This window comes from Aeromonas sp. R2-2, from assembly GCF_040908355.1.
Taxonomy (GTDB): Bacteria; Pseudomonadota; Gammaproteobacteria; order Enterobacterales; family Aeromonadaceae; genus Aeromonas; species Aeromonas veronii.
Map to the genome: position 1 here is coordinate 26,436 of NZ_JBFODQ010000030.1, position 16,394 is coordinate 42,829.

The 16,394-nt window shown below is 58.5% G+C and carries 17 protein-coding genes, 1 tRNA gene and 1 pseudogene; 14 read left to right on the plus strand and 5 right to left on the minus strand.

Annotated elements, in window-relative coordinates; genetic code table 11:
- From exeF to exeN, 9 genes and pseudogenes are all read left to right on the plus strand, one after another.
- Entirely contained in the window at positions 1-1,221 is a 1,221-nt protein-coding gene (gene exeF / locus AB5Z09_RS05625) for a GspF family T2SS innner membrane protein variant ExeF (protein WP_005338296.1), read from the plus strand.
- Between the two features lie 96 nt (positions 1,222-1,317).
- Positions 1,318-1,749, plus strand: a complete 432-nt coding sequence (gene exeG, locus AB5Z09_RS05630) for a GspG family T2SS major pseudopilin variant ExeG (RefSeq protein WP_005338297.1) — start codon at positions 1,318-1,320, stop codon at positions 1,747-1,749.
- A gap of 47 nt (positions 1,750-1,796) precedes the next feature.
- Positions 1,797-2,369 carry a GspH family T2SS minor pseudopilin variant ExeH gene (exeH, locus tag AB5Z09_RS05635; RefSeq protein ID WP_368194822.1) on the plus strand — a complete coding sequence of 191 codons (573 nt, stop codon included), beginning with the start codon at positions 1,797-1,799 and terminating at the stop codon, positions 2,367-2,369.
- A gap of 82 nt (positions 2,370-2,451) precedes the next feature.
- Positions 2,452-2,811: a GspI family T2SS minor pseudopilin variant ExeI gene (exeI, locus tag AB5Z09_RS05640; protein WP_005338301.1), complete on the plus strand. Its 360-nt coding sequence runs from the start codon at positions 2,452-2,454 to the stop codon at positions 2,809-2,811.
- Positions 2,808-3,455: pseudogene (gspJ, locus tag AB5Z09_RS05645) on the plus strand (type II secretion system minor pseudopilin GspJ); the annotation flags it as partial. The gene exeI and the pseudogene gspJ, both read left to right, overlap by 4 nt.
- A 115-nt stretch (positions 3,456-3,570) precedes the next feature.
- Positions 3,571-4,572 carry a GspK family T2SS minor pseudopilin variant ExeK gene (gene exeK / locus AB5Z09_RS05650; RefSeq protein WP_139436152.1) on the plus strand — a complete coding sequence of 334 codons (1,002 nt, stop codon included), beginning with the start codon at positions 3,571-3,573 and terminating at the stop codon, positions 4,570-4,572.
- Positions 4,573-4,694: 122 nt separating this feature from the next.
- Positions 4,695-5,879: a GspL family type II secretion system protein ExeL gene (exeL, locus tag AB5Z09_RS05655; protein WP_368194823.1), complete on the plus strand. Its 1,185-nt coding sequence runs from the start codon at positions 4,695-4,697 to the stop codon at positions 5,877-5,879.
- The gene (gene exeM, locus AB5Z09_RS05660) at positions 5,876-6,367 is read left to right on the plus strand and encodes a GspM family type II secretion system protein ExeM (protein ID WP_151286681.1); all 492 of its coding nucleotides are present in this window, start codon (positions 5,876-5,878) and stop codon (positions 6,365-6,367) included. The genes exeL and exeM overlap by 4 nt, the downstream gene beginning before the upstream one ends.
- Positions 6,364-7,131: a GspN family type II secretion system protein ExeN gene (exeN, locus tag AB5Z09_RS05665; RefSeq protein ID WP_139429291.1), complete on the plus strand. Its 768-nt coding sequence runs from the start codon at positions 6,364-6,366 to the stop codon at positions 7,129-7,131. The genes exeM and exeN overlap by 4 nt, the downstream gene beginning before the upstream one ends.
- Positions 7,132-7,193: 62 nt before the next feature.
- Here the strand turns inward: exeN and AB5Z09_RS05670 are convergent, their stop codons facing one another.
- The 4 genes from AB5Z09_RS05670 to AB5Z09_RS05685 form a co-directional block, all read right to left on the minus strand.
- Positions 7,194-7,838: a 3-keto-L-gulonate-6-phosphate decarboxylase UlaD gene (locus AB5Z09_RS05670; protein ID WP_064338471.1), complete on the minus strand. Its 645-nt coding sequence runs from the start codon at positions 7,836-7,838 to the stop codon at positions 7,194-7,196.
- Positions 7,839-7,963: 125 nt separating this feature from the next.
- Entirely contained in the window at positions 7,964-8,656 is a 693-nt protein-coding gene (locus AB5Z09_RS05675) for an L-ribulose-5-phosphate 4-epimerase (protein WP_368194824.1), read from the minus strand.
- 40 nt (positions 8,657-8,696) lie between these two features.
- On the minus strand, positions 8,697-9,173 hold the full coding sequence (locus AB5Z09_RS05680; protein ID WP_335874504.1) for a PTS sugar transporter subunit IIA: 477 nt from the start codon (positions 9,171-9,173) through the stop codon (positions 8,697-8,699).
- Positions 9,174-9,217: 44 nt separating this feature from the next.
- A complete protein-coding gene (locus tag AB5Z09_RS05685) occupies positions 9,218-10,969 on the minus strand; it encodes a PTS ascorbate-specific subunit IIBC (protein ID WP_368194825.1) in 1,752 nt (583 codons plus the stop codon).
- Positions 10,970-11,481: 512 nt separating this feature from the next.
- On the opposite strand from AB5Z09_RS05685, the gene ulaG reads away from it, so the two are divergent.
- The 4 genes from ulaG (at position 11,482) to ulaR (ending at position 15,236) form a co-directional block, all read left to right on the plus strand.
- Positions 11,482-12,549 carry an L-ascorbate 6-phosphate lactonase gene (ulaG, locus tag AB5Z09_RS05690; RefSeq protein ID WP_236562143.1) on the plus strand — a complete coding sequence of 356 codons (1,068 nt, stop codon included), beginning with the start codon at positions 11,482-11,484 and terminating at the stop codon, positions 12,547-12,549.
- 119 nt (positions 12,550-12,668) lie between these two features.
- Positions 12,669-13,493, plus strand: a complete 825-nt coding sequence (locus AB5Z09_RS05695) for a Cof-type HAD-IIB family hydrolase (protein WP_368194826.1) — start codon at positions 12,669-12,671, stop codon at positions 13,491-13,493.
- 14 nt (positions 13,494-13,507) lie between these two features.
- Positions 13,508-14,380, plus strand: a complete 873-nt coding sequence (locus AB5Z09_RS05700; protein WP_368194827.1) for an L-ribulose-5-phosphate 3-epimerase — start codon at positions 13,508-13,510, stop codon at positions 14,378-14,380.
- A 97-nt stretch (positions 14,381-14,477) separates the two neighbouring features.
- Positions 14,478-15,236, plus strand: coding sequence for an HTH-type transcriptional regulator UlaR (gene ulaR, locus AB5Z09_RS05705; RefSeq protein WP_021229102.1), 759 nt, complete (start codon positions 14,478-14,480; stop codon positions 15,234-15,236).
- 114 nt (positions 15,237-15,350) lie between these two features.
- On the opposite strand, the gene AB5Z09_RS05710 is transcribed toward ulaR, so the two are convergent.
- A tRNA-Ser gene (locus AB5Z09_RS05710) sits at positions 15,351-15,438 on the minus strand.
- A 208-nt stretch (positions 15,439-15,646) separates the two neighbouring features.
- Here AB5Z09_RS05710 and AB5Z09_RS05715 point away from each other — a divergent pair.
- Positions 15,647-16,303, plus strand: a complete 657-nt coding sequence (locus AB5Z09_RS05715) for a Bax inhibitor-1/YccA family protein (RefSeq protein ID WP_005338308.1) — start codon at positions 15,647-15,649, stop codon at positions 16,301-16,303.
- The last annotated feature ends 91 nt before the right edge of the window (positions 16,304-16,394 follow it).

Below are 16,394 nucleotides of genomic sequence, written 5' to 3' on the forward strand. Positions count from 1 at the left end.
ATGGCGGCATTCGAATACAAGGCCCTCGACAACAAGGGGCGCAGCAAGAGCGGCGTGATGGAGGGCGACTCGGCTCGTCAGGTGCGCCAGCTGCTGCGCGAACAGGGGCTCACTCCCCTCGAGGTGAACGAGACCACCGAGAAGGCGAAACGGGAAGCGACCCGCTTCGCCCTGTTTCGTCGTGGTGCCAGCACTGCCGAGCTGGCCCTGATCACTCGCCAGCTGGCGACCCTGGTGGGGGCCGGTCTCACCATCGAAGAGGCGCTCAAAGCGGTGGCCGAGCAGTGCGAAAAGGCCCACTTGCGCTCTCTGGTGGCGACCGTGCGCAGCAAGGTGGTGGAAGGCTATTCGCTGGCCGACTCGCTGGGGGCTTTTCCCCATGTGTTCGACCAGCTGTTTCGCTCCATGGTGGCGGCCGGTGAAAAGTCGGGTCATCTGGAGAAGGTGCTCAACCGCCTCGCCGACTACACCGAGCAGCGCCAGCATATGCGTACCAAGCTGCTGCAGGCGATGATCTACCCCATCGTGCTCACCTGCGTCGCTATCGGGGTTATTTCGATCCTGCTTACCGCCGTGGTGCCCAAGGTGGTTGCCCAGTTTGAACACATGGGTCAACAGTTGCCGGGCACCACCCGCTTTCTCATCGGCACCAGCGAACTGATGCAGGCCTACGGCCTCTGGTTCCTGCTGCTGATCTTCCTTGGCAGCTTTGTCTGGCGCTGGTGGCTCACCGATGAAAAGCGTCGCCGACGCTGGCATCAGGTGCTGCTCGGCCTGCCGGTGATTGGCCGGGTCAGCCGCGGTCTCAACACCGCCCGCTTCGCCCGAACTCTAAGCATCCTCAATGCCAGTGCGGTGCCGCTGCTGGAGGGGATGAAAATCTCCGGCGAAGTGCTCTCCAACGACTTTGCCAGAATGCGCATTCTCGAGGCTGCCGAACGGGTGCGCGAGGGGACCAGTCTGCGCAAGTCGCTGACCGAGACCAAGATTTTCCCGCCCATGATGCTGCACATGATCGCCTCCGGCGAACAGAGCGGCGAGCTCGACAGCATGCTGGAGCGGGCGGCAGACAACCAGGATCGGGAGTTTGAATCCCAGGTCAACATCGCCCTCGGGGTGTTCGAACCCATGCTGGTGGTCTCCATGGCCGGGGTGGTGCTGTTTATCGTGATGTCGATCCTGCAGCCGATCCTCGAGCTCAACAACATGGTGAATATGTAAGTTTCCGGCGTTCGGCGACCCGTTGGCGGCCCGTCGAACCCACCCAGTGATCACTCTCTGATGGGCCATTCCATCTCATTCGTTACGGAGCAACTCATGAACAAACGTCGTCAATCCGGTTTTACCCTGCTGGAAGTCATGGTGGTCATCGTGATCCTCGGCATTCTGGCCAGTCTGGTGGTGCCCAACCTGATGGGCAACAAGGAGAAGGCTGACCAGCAGAAAGCGGTCTCCGATATCGTGGCGCTGGAAAACGCCCTCGACATGTACAAGCTGGACAACAACCGCTACCCGACCACCGAACAGGGTCTGGACGCGCTGGTGACCAAGCCCTCCATCGATCCGGCGCCGCGCAGCTACCGCGATGGCGGCTACATCAAGCGCCTGCCGCAAGATCCCTGGGGCAACCCGTACCAGCTGCTGAGCCCGGGCCAGTTCGGCAAGATCGACATCTTCTCCATGGGTCTGGATGGCGAAGCCGGTACCGATGATGACATCGGCAACTGGAACCTGAAGGATTTCCAATAAGTGATATGTCGCCAGCGCATTCACTCCGCCTTGCTGGAGCAGCCTGAATGAAGGCTGCGCCATCTGCTCGTCGCCAATCCGGCTTTACTCTGCTGGAAGTGTTGCTGGTCGCCATGCTGATGGGGCTGGTGGCTACCGCCGTCACCCTCAGCATGGGAGGCGCCAGAGGAGATCGGGAGCTGGACAAGCAGGCGCGCCGCCTGATGGCGACCCTGCAGCTGGCGCAGGAGTATGCGGTGATGGATGGTCGGCTGGTGGGCATTCGTATCGAGGATAACGGCTGGCAGTTTATGCAGCGTCAGGCCAAGGATCGCAAGTGGCTGGCCCTGACTGGCGACAAGCAACTTGGGCCGGTACAACTGGCCGAGAACATGACGCTGGCACTGGAGCTGGAAGGCTTTGGCTGGCAGCCCGATCCCGACGAGAAAACCGAACAGAAGCGCGACGAGAAGGAGCGCACGCCACAGTTACTTATTTTCCCGGGCGGCGAGCTGAGCCCGTTCGTGCTCACCTTCACCCAGCAGGATGAGGATGCCCACTACACCCGCATCGTCAAGGGGGACGAGTTCGGCCGCCTCACCCTGCTCACCGGCGATGAAGATGAAGAGGTGAGCGAATGAACGCTCGCGGCATGACGTTGTTTGAGAAAGGAGTCATGGTGGCGCTACTGCTGTGCCAACCTCACCCTCAACAGGTGGCACGATGAACGCCCGGGGCATGACCTTACTCGAAGTCATGGTCGCACTGGCCGTCTTTGCCATCGCGGGTCTCGCGGTAATGAAAACCGCCAGCGAACACCTCTCGGCCCTCAACTATCTGGAGCAGAAGACCCTCGCCACCTGGGTGGTGGAGAACCAGTTGGTGCAACAGAAGCTCGAGAACAAGTGGCCCGGCGACAGCTGGGTGGAAGGGGATGAGCAGATGGCGGGCAGCACCTGGTACTGGCGCTATCGCGGCGTTGCCACCGCCGACAACAACTTCCGGGCGCTCGATATGGAAGTGCGCACCGAGGCCAAGGCCGAGAACCCGGTCGCCATGATGCGGACCTATATCAGCCGATGACCCAGCACGTTGCCCGCACGCCTCGCCCCGTCCGTCACGCCGGTTTCACCCTGCTCGAAATGCTGGTGGCGATCGCCATCTTCGCGACTCTCAGCATGGGCGCTTATCAGGTGCTGCAAGGGGTGCTCACCAGCGACGAGGTAGCCAAGCGCAAGGAGGCCCGCCTCAACGAACTGCAGCTCGCCTTCACCCTGCTGGAGCGAGATATCACCCAGATGGTGCCGCGCAGCGGTCGCATCGAGGGGGAGAACAACAAGGTGCTGCTGGCGGCTTCCCGGTTCGGCCAGCAGAGCGATGACTGGGGCATGGCCTTTATGCGCAGCGGCTGGCTCAACCCGGACGGCATGCTGCCCCGCTCCCATCTGCAGCGGGTCGGCTGGCGCCTCAAGGATCAGAAGTTGGAGCGCCTGAGCTATCTCTATCCAGATCCGGTGATCGGCACCGAGCCGCACATCCAGCCGGTGCTGGCGGGAGTCACGGCGTTTCGCCTCTACTTCTTCGACAAAGGCAACTGGAAAGAGGAGTGGAGCCAGCGCAGCGTGCTGCCCCACGGGCTGGCAGTGGAGCTGGATCTGGAAGATTACGGCACCATTCGCCGTCAATTCCTGATTGGCGCCGGCGGCCAGCGCGCCGAAGAGAACAGCCAGAGCAGCAACCCCGACCAAGGTGGCAACAACAACAACAACAACAACAACAACAACGGGAACAACGGCAATACCAATGGCGGTAATGGTGACAGCCAGAACGGAGGGGGCGCCAATGCGGGCTAATCTCGCCGCTCCCGGTCGCCAGCGCGGCATGGCGCTGCTGGTGGTGCTGCTGATCCTCTCGGTGATGGTGATCATCGCCAGCAATATGAGCGGCCGCCTGCAGCTTGAGCTGCGCCGCACCGCCAACATCACCACCGGCAAACAGGCGTGGTGGTATGCCCTCTCGGCGGAAGCGCTGGTGAGCAAGGTGCTGACGCAGGATTTCAAGGACAACCCCGAGGTGGTCAACCTCAGCCAGAACTGGGCCCGCAAGAACACTGTATTTCCGGTGGACGATGGCCAGCTCAAGGGCGAGGTGACCGACCTGCAATCCTGCTTCAACCTCAACAGCCTGAGCGTGGCCTCCAAGGCGGGAAGCGGCGAGGAGCTGGCGCAGCAGCCCTATCCGGTGCAGGTGTTTCGCGAACTGCTCAAGCAGCTGGCGATGGATGATTACGAGGCAGCCCAGCTCACCGACGCCATCCGTGACTGGACCGACAAGGATACGGTGCTGGTCTCCAGCCTTGGCGCAGAGGACGCCTATTACGAGGGGCTCAAGCCCCCCTATCTGACCGCCAACCAGTGGATGCTGGGCAAGGACGAGCTGAGGGCGGTGCGCGGGGTGACGGCCAGGGTCTATGCCAAACTGGCACCCTATGTCTGCACCCTGCCAAGCGACAAGTTGAAGATCAATATCAATACCCTTGCCCCCCAGCGTCCCGAGCTGCTGGTCGCCCTCTATCTGGGCACTATCGGGCTGGATGACGCCAAGCGAGTGCTGAACGAGCGGCCACAGAAGGGGTGGAAAGAGAGCAAGCTGATGACAGACATGCTCGCTCCGGTCGATTCGGTGAAAGGACTCAAAGATGCGCTGGTGGTCAAGAGCGACTTCTTCGAAGCCCGAGTCGTGGCAGAGGTCGGCGACAACCGGGCCTGGCTCGAAACCCTGTTCCAGCGGGGCAAGGACAATAAACTGGTGATGCTGCGCCGCCTCAGTAGCGGCGCCGAATAAACAGCGCACCTGCAGGCCATCGCCCGCGGGTACGAGAGATGTTGGATGCAGCCTGCGGGCTGCGCACCGGTTGCCAGGGCGCACAACGCCCTTTGCAAACCGGTATCGCAGGAGAGAGATGCGTGAGCGAAAGTCTGGTCATCCGACTGGGGACCAATAAACAACAACCCGTGGCCTGGCTGGTCTGGTCGAGTCAGGAGCAAGAGATCATCGCCTCCGGCACCCTGCCCTCGGCCGATGCCCTGGGCGAGCTGCAGGAGCGGGCCGGTGGCCGCCCCGTGGTCACCCTGGTGCCGGGCAGCGATCTGATCTTCCGGCGCGTCACCCTGCCGGGTCGCTACAACCGCCAGTCAGCGGCGGCTCTCCCCTACCTGTTGGAGGAGCAGATCGCCTCCGACGTGGACGAGCTCCATCTGGTGGTGCTGGCCCACGAAGGGCAGCAGGTCGATCTGATGGCGGTGGATCGGCAGAAGATGGCCGAGTGGCTCGGCTGGCTCGATGCCGCAGGCCTCAAGAGCCTGCAACTGCTGCCCGATGTGCTGGCGCTGCCACAGGCCGCTGATGGCTGGTCTGCGCTGCAACTCGGCAATGAGTGGCTGGTACGCCAAGGCCCCTGTCAGGGGATCGTCGCCGACGAGCTACTGCTGGCCATCTTGCTGGCAACCGAAGCCGAGCCGGTCACCATCCACAGCCACACCCCGGTGCCCGCCATTGCCGCCGCCAACTGGCAGGCAGCGGAGCCCGAGCTCCCCATGCTGCTGCTGGCCAAAGGGGCGCTCACCTGCCGGGCCAACCTGCTGACCGGCCCCTACCGGCCCCAGACCGAATATGCCCGCTACTGGTTGCAGTGGCGCAAGGTGGCCATCACCGCCGGCCTGTTGCTGCTGGTGGCCCTCGGCCAGCGCGGGGTGCAGCTCTATCAGCTCACCGAGCAGGACAAGGCGCTGAAAGCGGAGATCCGCGCCGTCTATACCCGCATCTTCCCGGGTGAGAGCCGCATCGTGAACGTGCGCAGCCAGATGACCCAGCATCTGCAACAGATGGGACAAGCCCCGCAAAACGGCGTACTGCTGATGCTCACCGAGCTGGCCCCCACCTTTGCCGAAGTCCCCGGCCTCAAGCCGCAGGTGATGCGCTTTGATGCCAGTCGCCGCGAGCTGAGGCTGCAGGTGACCGCTCCCGGCTTTGCCGAGATCGAGCGGTTCCGCGAGCTGGCTGGCAAGCAATTCGAGGTACAGCAAGGCGAGGTGCGCAGCACCGAGGGCAAGGTAGAGGGCGCACTGGTGCTCAAGGGTAAATCATCATGATGGAAAAACTGCAGAGCTGGTGGCACGGCATCACAGCACGGGAACAGCGGCTGGTGGTCGCAGGCGGCGTTCTGCTGCTGGTTGGTCTCTTCTACTGGAGCGTCTGGCAGCCCATCGCCAACCGCATCGCGGAGCGGGAGCGGCAGGTGCAGAACCAGCAGCAGACCCTCGCCTGGCTCAAGGAGAAAGGTGAAGAGGTGCTGGCCATGCAGGGGGGATCGGGTCGCCATATCGACACCAGCGGCACCCTGGAAGGGGTGGTCAACCGCACCGCCTTCAACCACAAGATCAAGATTGCCCGGCTGCAACCCCAGGCGCAGGAGCTGCAAGTGTGGATTGACACAGTCCAGTTCGATGACTTGCTGCTCTGGCTCTCCACGCTGGTGGAGCAGCACGGCATTCAGGTTCAAATCATCGAGATCGCCCGCGAGGATCTGGCCCCGGGTCTGGTCAAGGTCAGACGTTTGCAATTGAGTCGTCCACAATGAAAAAACGCATCCTGATTGCCAGCCTGTTTCTGGCCGCCTATCTGCTCTTCCTGCTGGCCACCCTGCCCGCGGCACTGGTGGCTCGCCATCTGCCGCTGCCTGCCAACGTTGCCAACCTGCTGAAACTGGAAGGGGTGAGCGGCACCCTCTGGAGTGGCCAGATTGCCCGACTGCAATATGCCAGCGAATCGGTGAACCAACTGCGCTGGGATCTCAACGGCTGGTCGCTGCTGCGCTTCGCCCCCGAAGTAGCCATACGCTTTGGCGATCGCAACGGCCTCAATGGTCAGGGAGTGGTCGGCTGGAATGGCGCCGCCTTCGGCCGGGATCTAACCTTCAACGCCCCCGCCCCCTGGTTGCTGAGCCGGGTGCCGATGCGCCTGCCGATCCCGATCACCGTCAGCGGCCAGCTGCAGCTTAAAGTGGAGCAGTTTGCCCAGGGCAACCCCTGGTGTGACAACCTCTACGGCAACCTCGACTGGTACAACGCCAGTGCCGATACCCCGGCGGGCAAGCTGGATCTGGCCGACCCCGAGCTGAAGCTCACCTGCCTCGACTCCAAACTGGTGGCCGAACTCAAGCAGGGCTCGGATGCGGTGCAGACCATGGGTCGCCTCGAGCTGCAACCTAATGGCCAATACCTGTTCCAGGGCACCCTTAAACCGGGCCCGGCACTGCCACCGCAGATGCAGCAAGGGCTCCCCTTCCTCGGACAGCCCGACAGTCAGGGCCGCTTCCCCCTGCGCTATCAGGGGCGGATCTAACCCTGCTGCGACAAGGCCCCGGAGTATTTCCGGGGCCTTTATCCGCTAATAACCTGCTCCTGTTACCAATATTTGCTTATCTCTCGGCGCAACGCTTCGGCGGTTGCCTGACCGCTTTCCGATGCCAGTGCCCGTCCGGCGATAAAGGTCTTGGCCCGGATCCCTTCAAACAGATGGATATCTTCCGGCACGATACCACCGGTGATCGACAGCTCCAGCCCCAGTTCGGAGAGTGCCCGCATCTTGCTCAAATCGGCCTGGGTCCAGCTGACCCCGGCCAGCTCGGCATCCCGCGAACGGTGATAGATAGCCTGGGTGATCCCCATATCGGCCCACTGTTTGGCATCATCCAGCGTCCAGTTGCCATAAATCTCGATCTGGATCTCCCCGCCGAACTCATCCGCGACTTTCTTGCAGGCAGCAATGGTGGCGACGTGCGCGGCAGCCGATACTGTGATCCAGTCAGCCCCTGCCGAGAAAGCCATACGGGCCAGAATGGCGCCACCATCGGTGGTCTTCATATCGCATACGATGATGTGATCAGGATGACGCTCGCGCATGGTGCGTACCGCAGACATGCCTTCCGCAAAGGCGAGAATCGTGCCGACCTCGATGACCTCGACATAACCGGCGACGCGATCGGCAATATCCACGGCGGTAGCAAGATCGGTAGAATCCAGAGCAATCTGTAACATGGGTTTGGTCATACTATATTTCCTCAATTTAAAACCTTGGCAGGATTGATTGGTCCATTGATTTAAAGTCGATAAAGGGCCGTAACCTGACGTCACTAACATAAATAGATGGGCAATTTAAATAACGGATTGACTAATTAGCGCTGGCCGTAATAGGCATTCTCACCATGTTTTCTGAAATAGTGTTTGTCAGACAACTCCTGCGCAATATGGATGGCCGGATTCAACGCTCTGGTTGCCAGCGCCATGGTGGCTACTTCCTCCAGCACCAGCGCATTGTGCACCGCATCCAGTGCACTCTTACCCCAGCAGAAGGGGGCATGACCAGTGATGACCACGCCTGGCAAGGCCTGCGGATCCAGATCCCGACGCTGAAACTCTTCGACGATGACATTGCCGGTATTTTTTTCATAATCAACGCGGATTTCATCTTCAGTCAGCGGACGAGTACAGGGAATATCCCCATAAAAATAATCGGCGTGTGTGGTGCCCAATGCCGGAATATCCATGCCTGCTTGTGCCCAAATAGTTCCATGACGGGAATGAGTGTGCACAATTCCGGAAATACCCTTGAATGCCTTATATAAAACCAGATGGGTTGCGGTATCACTGGATGGGGATAAATGCCCCTCGACGATCTGGCCTTCCAAATCAACGACCACGATATCGTCAACGGTCATATTGTCGTAAGAGACCCCCGATGGCTTGATGGCCACCACGCCTAGGCTGCGATCAATCTGGGATACATTGCCCCAAGTCAGGGTAACCAGACCGTATCGGGGCAACAGCAGGTTGGCCTCCAATACCGCCTCTTTCAATGAGTTGTACATTTCGTTCTCCTGGGCCCCTTACGGGGCCGCGTTGGGTGCCTCAGACCACTTGCGCCAGCGCCTGATCAATGACGTTGAATACATCTGCCGTGCTCTGGCACGCTCGCAGCTTGTCGAGGTTGATCCCGCTCTCGCTGTTTTCATCCTCCAGCACCTGAGTCACCTCCATAAGTCCCTCCATGTGTTCATCCGAGGTACTGCCCGCCAGCGTCACCAGCACGTCCACCGGCTCCTCTTCCCCTTCAAATTTCACCGGCGTAGTCAGGGTGACCAGTGCAAACGCCGTGCGATTGACTCCATCCTCCGGCCTTGCATGGGGCATCGCGAATTGGGGGGCAATCACGATATAGGGCCCCATCTTTTCAATGCTGCCGATGATCGCATCGTGGTAACGCGGCTCCACGGCACCGGAGCGGATCAGCATGTCGGTGCCCAGCTTGATGGCGTTGCACCAGTCGCTGGCGGCCGCGTTGAGCAATACAGAGTTGTTTTCCATCAGAGATTGTTTGAATTTCATCTTGTTCTCCTTGCCCGCGGCCACATGCAGCGAGACTCATCGGCTTAATTTGCAAAGTTGTTCTTGATGATGCCCAGCAGTTCATCACCAAACGAATTGGGGTTGAGCATGTTCTGCACGCCCAGCACGAACTTGCCCTCACCGGGGCTCATCTCGCCGGCCAGATGCTTGGAAGAGACGATGATGTCGGTGGTCTGCAGCTTGGTTTTGTAATCGGCCACGGCGCAGGAGTCCATGACATGGGGCACGCCACGCTGTTCGAGAAACTTGCCGATCTTCATCTTCATCATCATGGATGAGCCCTGACCGTTGCCGCATACCGCCAGGATCCGCACTGCATGTCCCCCTTTGGCACTCTCGGCTGGCGAGGCTGGCAGATCGGCCGCGTCTTCTGCCACGGCAGCACTCGGGACAGCCATATCCTCTTCCATCCGCAGGGTGCGGGAAGCGAAGTACATATAAAGCCCGGCGCCAGCCAGTAACACCACGAAGAACAGGGAAGATAACGAGAGGCCCTGCATGATCACCGGGAATACCAGCGCCCAGTCAGCCATCCCCATCCAGCCATTGAAGCTGGTGCCATTGACCGCGAACAAGTGGATAGCCCAAGCAGAACCAAACACCTCGATGATCCCCATGACGAAGCAGATCTTCATCACCGCTCGCCAGCCGCCAAAGTGGTTGGCGAACACCCCTATGGTGGCGTTGGAGAAGAACATGGGAATGAAGCCCGGGATAATCATGATGGGCGCCTGGAATGCCAGCAGGGCAAGCACAGCAAGGAACTGACCGATAGCCCCCCACATGAAGCCAAAGACCATGGCATTCGGCGAGTAGGCGTAGATAGCGGCGCAATCGATTGCCAGGACGGCGTTGGGAATGACCCGTTCGGAGATCCCCTTGAAGGCCTCGGAGAGCTCGGCAACGAACATCCGCACCCCCACCACGATGACCTGAATGGCGACCGCAAACTTGAGACCGGTTTCGAGAATGTAGATGGACCAGTGAGTCTGACCCGCCATCTGTTGCAGATTATCGAGGCCAAACGAGAGCAGGATGATACCGAAGAAGATGGTCATCACGATGGCGGTCGCCGTGATGCTGTCGTGGAAGATGTGCAGCCACTTTGGCAGCTTCAGGTGATCGACGCTCTCTTCTTTATTGCCCAGTTTCGGAGCCACCTTGGTGGCAATCCAAGAAGCGACCTGTTGCTGGTGGCCGATGGAGAACCCCGCCCCGCCTGTCACTTCCTGAGTCGGCTTGAACATGATGTTGGAGGAGATCCCCCAATAGAGCGCCATGATGACGGCGGAATAGAGGATGGTTTCCCACATCGAGGCCCCCATCACCATATAGAAGACCGCGATCAGACCTACCTGCTGAAACATGATGTGGCCAGTCAGCATGATGGTGCGGATCCCGGTATAACGCCGCAGCAACACCAGCAGAATATTGAGGGCGAGGGCCAGCAATACCGCATATCCGACCCAGGAGTAGTTCTCTCCCATGGTTTCCATGGTCGCCATCATGGTGGTGTAGGGATCAATCACTGAACCGGTGAGGTGATGATATTCCGCAATCTTGTCCACCACCGGCTTGAAGCCGGCCACCAGCGTACTGGCGCCCACCTGCACCAGCATGAAACCGACGATGGTCTTCACCGTCCCCTTGACGACCGTCGTGCCATCCTGCTTGAGCAACAGGTAGCCAATACAGGTCACCAGCCCCAACAGCAGGGGTGCCTTGGTCATCACCTGACTGTAAAAGATGTAAAAAGCGTTGTAGAGGGTTTCCATATTTATGCTCCGTCCAGATGAGGACAACTCATGGCTATTGGATTGGTGCGGACATCTCACCATTCATATGGGCATTGCTTTACCTGACGCCCCGCGAGCAGATTCAACTGCCACTACTCACTATCAAACTTAAAATAATCATACATAATCACATCGTGATTTATTGTGATGAAGATCGAGGTCGAGAGAATCTCTTTTTTCCACCATCTGGATGTAAAATTTCGGTTAAAAGGGTACTCAAAGCTGCATGAAAGGATTCAAAGAATCCCTATAAATAGACAAAAAACAAATAAACACAATAAATACAATCACTTAAAAATGTACTCATCTCTTGATTGTGATATGCCGCAATTAATCTCACATAACAATCACCACAATCATTGATAATCACAATGGTGGGTAATATAGTCATAACCAATCAAAGCAAATCACTGACTCGCAACCATGCAAGTCATGTCATCACCCGATGAATCACCACTGTGTGAACCATCCAAATCAGAAAGGTATGTGAGATGAGCAAGATTGAAGAAATCACCCGTGAATCGTGGATCCTCAGCACCTTCCCCGAGTGGGGCACCTGGCTGAATGAAGAGATTGAGCAGGAAGAGGTCAAACCGAATACCTTCACCATGTGGTGGCTGGGTTGCACCGGTATCTGGCTGAAGTCTGCCGGCAATACCAACATCTCCATCGACTTCTGGTGCGGCACGGGCAAGCGAACCCATGGTAATCCCTACATGAACAAGCAGCACCAGATGATGCGGATGGGGGGCGTGCGCAAGCTGCAACCCAACCTGAGAACCTCACCTTTCGTGCTCGATCCTTTCGGGATTAAAGATATCGATGCAGTGCTCGCTACCCACGATCATGCCGACCATATCGACGTCAATGTGGCGGCTGCCGTGCTGCAAAACTGTGGTGAGCATGTGAAGTTCATCGGCCCGAAAGCCTGTGTCGACCTCTGGTTGCGCTGGGGGGTGCCTGCCGAGCGTTGCGTGGTGGCCCGCGTAGGTGACGAGATCCCGGTGGGCGATATCGTGATCCAGGTACTCGATGCCTTTGACCGTACCGCGCTGGTCACCCTGCCGGCGGGGGTCTCCTCCACCGACAAGAGCATTCTGGATGGCATGGATGATCGGGCAGTGAACTATCTGGTCAAGACATCCGGGGGCAACCTCTACCACTCGGGTGATTCTCACTACTCCAACTACTACGCCAAGCATGGCAATGACTACCAGATCGATGTGGCGCTGCTCTCTTATGGCGAGAACCCCCGCGGCGTGACCGACAAGATGACCTCATCAGACATCTTGCGGGCCGGGGAGTCCCTCAACACCAAGGTGGTGATCCCGTTCCACCACGATATCTGGGCCAACTTCCAAAGCGATCCCCGCGAGATCGAAGTGCTCTGGAACATGAAAAAAGATCGCCTCGGCTATCGCTTCAGCCCCTTCTTCTGGCAAGTCGGTGGCAAATACACCTTCCCGACCGACCAGAGCAAGCTGCACTACCAGCACCCGCGCGGGTTCGATGACATCTTCATCGACGAGCCGGAGCTGCCTTACAAATCTTTCCTGTAAGCACGCCCTGTCAGACGTCGGGTAATACGAGGGAGGGTGATGGAGATGGGCCAGCAAGGCGTCATCTCAATCACCCCCTCTATTGCCCCCACCTCACCGGATAACAAGAAGATCAGACGATGCGCTATCACGCCCTGGCCCTCGATCTCGATGGCACCACCCTGACCAGTGCTCACACCATCATGCCGGCCGTCAAAGAGGCCATCATGAGGATCAAGGAGCAGGCCACCGTCATGCTGGTCACCGGCAGACACCACACTGCCGCCCACCCCTATCACCACGAATTGGGACTGACTACTCCCATCATCTGCTGCAACGGCACCTACGTTTACGACTACGACCAACGTGCCGTACTGGCGGAGAACGCCATTCCCCATCAGCTGGCACAACGCTTTATCGCGCTGGCAAAGGAGCACCGGCTCAACCTCGTCATGTATGTCACTGACCGCATGGTCTACTCCGCTCATCAGCCGGTGCGCTACGTGGCGGCCCTGCAGCAGTGGGCCAGCGGCTTTGCGCCGCCGATCCAGCCGCAGGTAGCCAGCGTTGACTCGTTTGAAGAGGTGCTGGCCAACAGCAGCCATGTCTGGAAATTCGTGGCCGAGGGAGAGATCGCCGCCATTCAGGCCTTCTCACATCACCCCTGGGTACGCGAACACTTCAGTGGCGAGCAGTCATGGGCCAATCGGGTCGATTTTGCCCGCCGCGGCAACAGCAAGGGAGCGCGACTGCAGGATTATCTGGACCAGCAAGGGATCAGTCCGGCACGACTGGTCGCCATCGGCGACAACCACAACGACACCTCCATGCTCTGCCTCGCAGGGATGGGCATCGCCATGGCCAATGCCGAGCAGGAGGTCAAACAGATGGCCAACCGGGTCACCTGCGAGAGCAACGACGAGGGCGGGATCCTCGAGGTATTGAACCGCTATTTCCCTATCTGAATGCAGGAGCTTGTATGCACCACTTTGACCATGCCTTACGCCTCGGCCTTTATGAAAAAGCGATGCCCTCTGCACTGGAGTGGCAAGAGAAAATTTTGTCGGCCAAGGAGCTTGGCTTTGATTTCATCGAGATATCCATTGATGAATCAGATGAAAAACTGCAACGGCTCGACTGGTCAGATAGCGAAATCTATCGGCTCAGACGCCTGTGCGAGCAGCACAGCTTGCCGTTGCACTCCATGTGCCTGAGCGCCCATCGCCGCTTTCCGTTTGGTTCGCAGGATCCAGCCATCCGCGCGCAGGCGGCCATCATCATGGAAAAAGCGATCAATCTGGCGTACAAGCTTGGCATTCGCTGCATCCAGCTGGCGGGCTACGACGTCTACTACGAACCGCAAAGCGACGAGACCCACCGCCACTTCATCGAAGGAATGCTGGCAGCCGCCAAGATGGCGGAACGGGCAGGCATCATGCTGGGTGTGGAGATCATGGATACCCCCTATCTCAACTCCCTCAGCAAATTCGAGGTGCTGAAAAAGCAGATCCCCTCCCCCTACTTCATGGCCTATCCGGATGTCGGCAATATCACCGGCTGGAACTATGACACCTGCACCGAGTTTCAATTGAGTGCAGACCATATCGTGCAGATCCACCTCAAAGATACCCGCAAGGTAACGGCCAATGGCAGCGGGCAGTTCCGTGATCTGGTCATTGGCGAAGGAGAGGTCGACTTTGCCGCCATTTTCCATACTCTGGCAAAAATCGGTTACAACGGCCCCCTGGTGCTGGAGATGTGGGCCAAGGATGAAGCGTGGGCCAGCAACCTGAAAACGGCCAAAGCGCGACTGGTCGAACACGCTCGGCAAGCCGGTCTGGCGCTTGCCTGAACGCCCGTTATCAGAAGAGTAAACAAGGTTGCTGTCATCGACACCTATGCGCGATATAATCACCACCCAATCAGATTCAATCATCATCAGGCATGATATGACAGAAGCACATCGCCATAACGCCATTTTGGAACTGCTCAATCAGAAACGTCATCTGTCGGTCAACAGCATAATGCAAGCCTTTGATATTTCTCCGGCCACTGCGCGCCGCGATATCAACAAGCTCAATGACTCCGGCAAGCTGCGCAAGGTGCGCAACGGGGCCGAAGCCCTGATGCAGGCCAGAAAGGCCCACTGGTCTCCTCTCGACAGCAATGAAAGCCTCAATCACAGCGAAAAGGTGCGCATCGCCCAGGCGGCAGCAGCCCTGATCAAACCGGGGGAAAGCGCGGTCATCAACTGTGGCTCCACCGCCTTCGTGCTGGGTCAGGAGATCTGCGGACAGGATGTTCAAGTCATCACCAACTACTTCCCGCTCGCCAACTACCTGATCGAGAATGACCATGACGGCGTGGTGATCATCGGCGGTCAATACAACAAGTCGCAATCCATCACCCTGGCACCGCAGGACGAGATCTCCTCCCTCTATGCCGGGCACTGGATGTTTACCAGCGGCAAGGGCGTGACCGCCGATGGTCTCTACAAGATGGATATGCTGACCGCCATGGCGGAGCAGAAGATGCTCAACCACGTCGGCCGACTGGTGGTACTGGCTGACAGCAGCAAGGTGGGACAACGGGCAGGCATGCTGTTTTGCGCCGCCAGCAAGATCGACATTCTGATCACCGGCAAGGATGCGGATAAAGAGGTTATCGAGCAGATCAAAGCCAAAAATGTGCAGGTCATTCTGGTCTAGGACATAAAGTGCCGCGGCGCTTTGTCGGCGCCTTCATTCAAGGCCATTTTCGGCCAGAAACCGCAGATACAAAAAAGCCCAAGCGGGTGACCGCTTGGGCTTTCTCTTTGAATATGGCGGAGGAGGTGGGATTTGAACCCACGGATGGTCGCCCATCGCCGGTTTTCAAGACCGGTGCATTCAGCCGCTCTGCCACCCCTCCGAACGGCGTGCATACTACGCTAAGCCCTTGTTCATATGCAATACATATTTCCTGTGGGATAGTGTGCGGGAGCAAAATGGCAGGTGGCTTGAAATTGTTCCTCGTCATCCCTATTTGTTCTACATACAATGCGTAAACATGCAGTAACAAACAGCGATCACGAGGCGGCTGCTCGCCGTCTCACCCGGACATCAAGAGGACACCCAAGATGGATACCCGTTCTATCTACACTGGCACCCAAAGTGCCGTACGCGATACCAACAAGGTGCTGCGTAACACCTATATGCTGCTCTCCCTCACTCTGGGCTTCTCTGCCGTGGTGGCGGGGGTCGCTACCGTGATGAACATGCCGCCGCTGCACTGGGCCGTGTTCCTGATCGGTGTCTACGGTCTGATGTTCCTGACCGAGAAGAATCGCAACAACGGCATGGGGCTGGTCTTCACCTTCGCCCTGACCGGTCTGCTGGGCTATAGCCTGGGCCCCATCATCAACATGTACATGAACAATGGTGGTGGCGAGATCGTGATGACTGCCCTTGGCGGCACCGCGCTCACCTTCTTCGGCCTGTCGGCCTATGCCCTGACCACCAAGCGTGACCTCTCTTTCATCGGCGGTATGCTGTTCGTCGGTTTCTGGGTACTGCTGGTGGCCATGATTGCCAACATCTTCCTGCAGATGAGCGCCCTGAGCCTGGCTCTGTCCGCCATGTTCATGCTCTTCTCCTCCGGGGCCATCCTGCTGACCACCCAGCAGATCGTGCGCGGCGGCGAGACCAACTACATCTCCGCCACCGTCACCCTGTATGTCTCCATCTACAACATTTTCCTGAGCCTGCTGAGCCTGCTTGGCGGCAACCGCAACTAATCAAAAACCCCGCTTCGGCGGGGTTTTTATTGGCGCCGATTTTTGTCAGGATAAGTTGTAAATCAAGGATATGAAGCGAAGTGGCCCTGAT